The 6,980-nt window shown below is 45.2% G+C and carries 6 protein-coding genes; all 6 read right to left on the bottom strand.

What is annotated here, in order from left to right:
* Positions 1-305 precede the first annotated feature (305 nt).
* The 6 genes from VMY05_00895 to VMY05_00870 all read right to left on the bottom strand — a co-directional run bounded on the left by VMY05_00895 (position 306) and on the right by VMY05_00870 (position 6,904).
* On the bottom strand, positions 306-830 hold the full coding sequence (locus VMY05_00895) for a T9SS type A sorting domain-containing protein (GenBank protein ID HUV29634.1): 525 nt from the start codon (positions 828-830) through the stop codon (positions 306-308).
* Positions 831-982: 152 nt separating this feature from the next.
* On the bottom strand, positions 983-1,828 hold the full coding sequence (locus VMY05_00890) for a type II CAAX endopeptidase family protein (GenBank protein HUV29633.1): 846 nt from the start codon (positions 1,826-1,828) through the stop codon (positions 983-985).
* 135 nt (positions 1,829-1,963) lie between these two features.
* A complete protein-coding gene (locus tag VMY05_00885) occupies positions 1,964-2,302 on the bottom strand; it encodes a helix-turn-helix domain-containing protein (GenBank protein HUV29632.1) in 339 nt (112 codons plus the stop codon).
* Positions 2,303-2,631: 329 nt separating this feature from the next.
* Positions 2,632-3,777 (bottom strand): C45 family peptidase, encoded by a 1,146-nt coding sequence (locus VMY05_00880; GenBank protein HUV29631.1) that lies wholly within the window; start codon positions 3,775-3,777, stop codon positions 2,632-2,634.
* A 585-nt stretch (positions 3,778-4,362) separates the two neighbouring features.
* On the bottom strand, positions 4,363-5,526 hold the full coding sequence (locus VMY05_00875) for a VCBS repeat-containing protein (GenBank protein HUV29630.1): 1,164 nt from the start codon (positions 5,524-5,526) through the stop codon (positions 4,363-4,365).
* A gap of 304 nt (positions 5,527-5,830) precedes the next feature.
* A complete protein-coding gene (locus VMY05_00870; GenBank protein ID HUV29629.1) occupies positions 5,831-6,904 on the bottom strand; it encodes a hypothetical protein in 1,074 nt (357 codons plus the stop codon).
* Positions 6,905-6,980: the final 76 nt, after the last annotated feature.

Below are 6,980 nucleotides of genomic sequence, written 5' to 3'. Positions count from 1 at the left end.
TGACAGCTCCACTTCCGCTTCCCGAAGCTTGCGGACGATACTTTCTACTGTAAATCGTTGCCTGCCCATTAGATCCTCCTTCCTCGATCCAGTCCAACATAATAACTCTCAAACTGGAACGAAATATGGGGGGCAGGTCACCCGCTACCAAATTATTACACCGCAATAGATTACAGACCTATTGTGGTGTTCATATATCCACGAATAATTGACTTTCTAACAGAATTAGTTCAGAGTAGTCTGGTGGATAATAAGAAAGGGACAAGTTTCATAACCTGTCCCTTTTGATTTGCTGCTAATAGTCACTATTTCAACAGAAGCATCTTCTTCGTCTCGACATGGTCTCCGGCCTGGAATCGGTAGAAGTATAAACCTGTCGCCACTGACTTGCCGTTCGTATCGGTTCCATTCCATGTGATAGTGTAGGAACCAGCCGGCTCTTCTCTGTTGACCAATGTCCGCACTTTCTGTCCGAGGACATTGAACACGTCGATCGTGACATGACCTCGTTTCCGCAAGCTGTACTCAATTGTCGTCGCCGGGTTGAATGGGTTGGGGTAGTTCTGCGAGAGCTCAAACCGGTATGGTAGAGCATCACCATACTCATCCTCAACATCAACCGAAGCATCGGTTGTGAAAGCAGCATATACACCAGGCTCAGTGATCGTTTCAACAACTTGATTTAGTACGGTATCAACTGTCCCTCCTTCTTCCCTCAACGATCTCTTCCACTCATAAAATGTTGACATAGGAACATCAAAATCACGATATGACTTTGCATCACTTCCAATCAAATCATCGTATTCCAACACTAACTTCTTGTATGCCACTTTCCACTTACGACCCCCACAAAAACCTCCTTGTCTTCCCATATAATGTGATCAATCTGTCCAAGGAGGCCTGGTGTATCTACAAGCAGGGGAGCGTTTGCCCATCCACAGAAAAGCAGCTTATGCATTGATTACTCAAGTTGAATGACTAGTTATGCAGCGCATTGCCTGGAGCACATCCGGGTTCGGTTAAGAGCTACGACGAAAACTGCTGCAACAACTGCTGAAAGCACACCCACGATGTAAGGCACCCAAGTACCTCCCGCCACAGGTTGTGTGAAAGCTGCAATAGTGTTACCACTGGTTGTGAACGCTGCGTGCATTAGTACAAGTAACCATAAACTCCTATCCGTGGCGTTATATACCCAGGTGAATATTACAGAAAAGGCCGTCAGGACCAACACATATAGCCCGAACTCAACAAGGAAAAGCAAGCCGGTTTGATGCGAGTACCAGCAGATTATTGGTAAGTGCCATAATCCCCAGAAGGCACCGACGATAAGGCTTGATATGAGTGGACTCTTGGTCATCTGCAGTCTTGTCAGAGCATACCCCCTCCATCCCATCTCTTCACCTAAACCGCTGATAAAGATAGCAGAGACGAATAGTAGCAATAAACCCAAGATGCTGAAGCCTGCAATATTTCCCCCGAGAAGCGCGTAAACAATAAGTCCGGGGAGTAGCATTCCAACAGGCAGAAGCAAAACGACAATATACCAAATCAAACTTGCGGGATGAGGGAGTAACCGTCTAAATGCGTCTCTGAGTTCAGTGCGTTTCCCCGAGAAGATCCAAAGCAGAACTGCAGCTATTGCAGGTCCAAAGTTGCCGAGAACCTGCAACAACATAAAGGGTGAGCCTCTCAAATCCGGGTTTGAAGCGATGGCTGTTGAGGAAGGGCCAAAGATCACGAATGGTATCCAGAATGCCCATGTGCTCAGATAGGCCAATGCAAAAAAAGACACAATCGAGTGCTTCTTTTCAGAGATTTCTGACATAATGTGTATTATCCTCTCAGAAGTAAATGATTGTTAAGTCAAGTATCGTTCAGTACACATGATTCTTAACGAATTAGTATTCAGGTGAACCGATGTCACTCATACTTCGGCATAAACTTGCTCAACTGTCTTCAATTAATATATCCTTTGATCGTTTTCTATCAGTGGCAAATCAGCAATTGCATCCGCCAAATTATTCTTACGCTGGTTAAACTTCTTCTCCAGTATATTCAGGACTTCATCAATTGGTATGGCACGATACCGATTATTATCCCCTTTCTCGGCCAACACATATCCTTTTTTCTCCAGAGATTTTAAGATCTTATATGCGTTCGAATATGATGTCCCTATGCCCTTGGCAACTTTATAACCTGTGGAGGGCGAGTGTTGTAATAAGAAAATAAAAGTAGCGGCTTCAAACTTCGAAAATTCGATTTCGATCAGAGTATCTTCACTCTTTCTAATCTGATTCATGTTATATCACTATTCTTCTTCATGTAGTGAAACCACATAAGTAATTACCGCAGTTTTGTCAAGAGTTTTGACATACACCCCGTTCTAACAGTTTTCTAACAAAACGAGCAGGAACAACAGATAATAAGAAAAAACACCAGGCACCTAGTCTGTCGTAACTTATTACCATTATAACAGGTTAGTGTCTGGTGCTTTCTGTTGGTCGGACTATTGAACAGGCTCATAAGCCGAAGGTCGCAGGTTCAAATCCTGCCCCCGCTACCAAATCATGAAACTGGCGCAAGCCGGTTTCTTGTATCGGCCAATCAATAAAAGTGGGCCGGTAGCTGTCACCCTTGCGACACAGAATCACTGAACAAACCTTGTTTGTCTGGGAATATCGCTTCATACTCCCTTACTTCACCCACATTTTCTAACGTAAATGTCCGCCAAGGATTATAACCAGGTGCACCAAAACAAATCTCAACTTCACCAGCGGTCAGATCGAAAATCATCGACCATAGGGTTCCAAATCCGTCAGAGTAGTAAGGGCCAAAACAGCCATTTGGAATCTCTGTGGTCAGTATTCCACGCAGGGTTTCACGAGTAACTGAAGGTTGAGCTCCTTCAATACCAGAGCGAATAGCCTCGGCTCGCGGAGGAGAAGTATCAAGAATGATCTGGTGGTGATTGCGTTCAGCCATACCAGGCAATGTGAAGTGATTAGTAGATACCAAACAGGGCCAATCTGAGGCGTCGTTTATCTCCTTTACTTGCATCTCTCCAGCGTAGATTTCTACTAAAGCGGCTTTGCCATTACGCTCAGCTAATAATATATTGGTATTTGAGGTCGGGGGACACATTCGGAGTTTTTCCAAGGCATCTTTTACATCTCTGCAGTTATCTAAAATTCCACGTTGAATTACCCAATAACCCAGTCCCGTCTTTTTGTTCCATTCGCTTGGATATCCTGCTGCCATACCGGCAGACATAGTAAGGCTCAATCCGTACTCATTCATGCCCTCCTGCCGTCCAAAAAGGAAGACTGAAAAACCGATGTGGCGGGCCTTTCCCTTAACCTGGGTCGTGCATAAACGCAAATCTTCTTCCTCTGGAATCTGTTCATAGCTTCGGCCTACCAGTAAATGTTTATTGAGGGTGAGAGACGGCAATACAACCATATGCGAGCAATTAGCCTGCACAAGATAACTTGCGTCATAGAACATGATCTTTTCAATTGGCGATCCCAACTCGTCAGCAAATCCTTGAATTTCATCATTGATACCTGGACAAACTACTTCGTATTCATTTTGAACTTGCTTGAATGTAGCAAATCCGTACTTTTTGGGATGAACTTCTTCTGATGTGAAGCTGTTCAGCGAGCTTTCATTCGTTGATTTCAGAATCTCTGCCTGCTTACGGCCAATTTCGTAGCTTGTTCCTTCTAACGTAATATGTTGGAAAACACCTTCTCGAATGATGTATTGTTCTGTCACATGTACTCCCTTTGTAACGATGATGTTTTCGATTTATGACATTCCCTTTCAATCCAGTCCTGAACGTTTTCAGGATCATCACGAATCAATATCTGTTTTGCGATTTCGACACCTCCGCTGGGAATTTTTGATATCAACGATATCATTTTATCCCACCGGTTGTCAATCACATACTTGGTTTTCTAACAGTTCTCTAACAAAACTAGCCAAGACAGGCTAAAACAAAAAGAAACACCAGACAACAGGCTCAAGCTAAGTTATTGCTATTATTACCTGTTAGTGTCTGGTGCTTTCCACTGTTTGGACTATTGAACAGGCTCATAACCCGAAGCACCTGTCAGGTGGTTGTCGGCGGTTTACTTCGCTTTGCTCAGCATCTTCGATCCTTCGGCTCGCTCAGGACCTGCGGCAAATCCTCCCCCCGCTACCAAATTTAAGTCCCTGAAGCCGAGAGGCTTCGGGGATTTTTTTTGGGTGGGTTTTCCTTCAGCCGCCAAGTAGCGGCATCGACAATGGGCTCTTCCCTGCAAGTGGCTAATCGACCGGGTTTCCTCTAAGTATATTACTCCCGGATGTACAAACACATTAATACTCGTAAGCATCCTTCACAATCTGATTATACCAGATACTTGCACTGCCTCTTTGGTAGAATATCATGAAAATATCCTGATCGCCATCATTGTCGATATCTTTAATTGTGCAACCTTGGCTCAGGGAGTTTCCCTCCAATCTAATTCCGGAATCATAAAACCTGCCCTTGCGATCATTTATCCAAATCTGAGCCGGCTCGTTCCTATTAGTAATGACGAGGTCTATGTATTCATCATTATTCAAATCTCCGGTGCCGATTTTCCCGTATGTTACCGTGGTCAAACTCTGTCCGATCCTCAGGTTACCTTTTCCGTCATTTTCCAATATACGGGCTAAATGGCTTTCCCGATCGGAGAATACAATATCCATGTCTCCGTCATTATCAAAATCAAAAAACCAAGTCCATCGATTTCCACTTCGAACCAGTTCGGGGACCGAAACGAACGAAAAGTCTTCAAACCTTCCATTGCCATCATTTAAATATAATCGATATCCAACATCGCCCTCTCGATCCGACCACTTTTCTACGCCGCCTGTCTTAACCAACTGCTTTTTGCTCTCCCGAACAATGCAATCAATCGCCCTATCGTTATTTAGATCGCAAAACGACGCATTTGCAGGAAGCTTGAACATACCTTCTTTGAACTGACCACTCCCGTCATTTATCCAACTGATTAGCTGCCCGGTTACACTCTCCGTTACGACATCAAGATCGTCATCATTATCAAGATCAACCAAATGAGCACAATAATCTAGCTGTTCGCTCTTCCTTACAGCAGCATTATCAATGTTTTTGAATTCCCCGCGGCCATTATTCAGGTATATCATCGTGCTTGGGTAAGAAAGCAAGTCGTCCTTTCCATCCATATTAATATCACCGACCAAAACACCATGTAACGATTCAACTTGCTGAACTTCTACGAATCGACCAGCCCCATCATTTTTCAGGACTAACGACTGGCCGAAATTTGAAATTACTGCATCAAAATCCCTGTCGGCATCAATATCCTCCAAAAATACTCCAGTGCTGGCCATGGCAGAAAAAGTCTGATCACTTTTCACGAATCTCAGATCATTGATTGTTTCCTGAGCCTGGCCCGTTGCTGACACTATGATAATCACTATTGCTGGGACGATTATTGATCGTAGAGACACCATACTTTCTATTCCTCCTGTTGGTGTTTGTGATTTATTAATTCCGTCAATATTCTCTTTAAGAGACGCAAATAACCAGGCCTTGTTAAATCGGTAAATGTGATGCCAGTCTTTGGAATCAAGACTTGGATTAAATGGCGCTAATCAAGTCACCAATCTCTTTATCTTACGGCGTGTTTTCTGTAAGCCCGAATAACACCTCTTTCTAACATTTTTCTAACAGAATCAGCCAAAACAGCAGGCCAGAGGATTTAGAATGTGCCAATCTGGCGTTAGAGGATGCATGACCTCTAATGTCAGCGCCAGCTTAATCGCCAAGATATTCTGACCGGAGTCCACGCAGCACATCCTGGTACTGTTTCATCCACAGACTGTCTCTTCTTAACGCTTCCAGATAATACTCCTCGTTCTCAACAACTTCCGGCATCAGGCGGGAATAACTAAGCAAACTACTTGGCCCCATCCACAATACCGCATCGTGTGTTTCTTCCAGCGCCCGCGGGCCGAATGTTTTCAGACTCCCGATCTTTGTGCTTTTCAGATGGACCAGAGAGGGTGTCGGCCATGACAATACTTCGGGGTGTCTGAATTCGAGGCTATCAACGTTTATTATGGAAGTGATACTGACGACCGATCCGGGATGCATGCGCTCCAACTGGTGAACGAAATTCCCCGTGAAATAGGCCCCCATAAACCCCGGCATTTCCGGGTTGAAAGTCGCCCGGTTAAAATGCGCGTCACCGGCAATGGCCAGCGCCTTTCTGCTTTTTGCCAGAACTTCGCGTTCCACGACATCAACTGCATAGCCATCTCGTGCATTAACCTTGCCCCATGCCCTGCTCGGCATGTGATCATAATACCACTGCTCTAATTCTTCTCGTGTTCTTATCCGGCTCCAGTCTATCGGAGGGTCAGCCAGCAGCACACGCAGCCGCTTCCCAGGCGCAAGAGATTGATTCAGATCGCGTACGGCTGCGAAAAACTCAGCATAGACGGGCGCATCCCAGATGACCGGTTGGGTTGTCTCTCTCCAGCAAAGCCGGACACTGTCCATCGGAACCGTTTCCCCGGAAACATAACGATCCATTATGTCCTGATAGCGGCCGGTTCCGAACTCAACGACAATGTCATTGACCTTCTCAGAAAAACGAGGATGCCTGATAAGCTCCAGTCGAAACGTGGCCCCCTGCCAATTCGCGTGAGGTCCCTCCCCAAGCGCAACAATTGAGTAACTGTCGAACAAACCCAGAATAGCGTCGATGGGGTCTAACGGAACGGCATCCTGTTGCATTTCAGTTGCAGCCTGCCCGGCCACAACTGAAACCGACAACATGACGATTAGAACCAGAGCTGAAGCACATTTGAAAGCATCACGGGGCATTTGGTCTTTCTCCTTTGATTAACCTGGGTTGAGATATGTCCTCATGTGTATAGACCAGCTTGTGTCCTTGTGACTA

The sequence above is a fragment of the Acidobacteriota bacterium genome, from assembly GCA_035529075.1.
In the GTDB taxonomy this organism is placed as follows: domain Bacteria; phylum Zixibacteria; class MSB-5A5; order GN15; family FEB-12; genus DATKXK01.
This window is presented reverse-complemented; position numbering and strand designations above follow the sequence as displayed.

What these genes read in the sequence shown, in the direction of transcription:
- VMY05_00890 (HUV29633.1), bottom strand. Translation starts at nt 1,828, where the DNA reads ATGTCAGAAATCTCTGAAAAGAAGCACTCGATTGTGTCTTTTTTTGCA.
- VMY05_00885 (HUV29632.1), bottom strand. Translation starts at nt 2,302, where the DNA reads ATGAATCAGATTAGAAAGAGTGAAGATACTCTGATCGAAATCGAATTT.
- VMY05_00875 (HUV29630.1), bottom strand. Translation starts at nt 5,526, where the DNA reads ATGGTGTCTCTACGATCAATAATCGTCCCAGCAATAGTGATTATCATA.
- VMY05_00870 (HUV29629.1), bottom strand. Translation starts at nt 6,904, where the DNA reads ATGCCCCGTGATGCTTTCAAATGTGCTTCAGCTCTGGTTCTAATCGTC.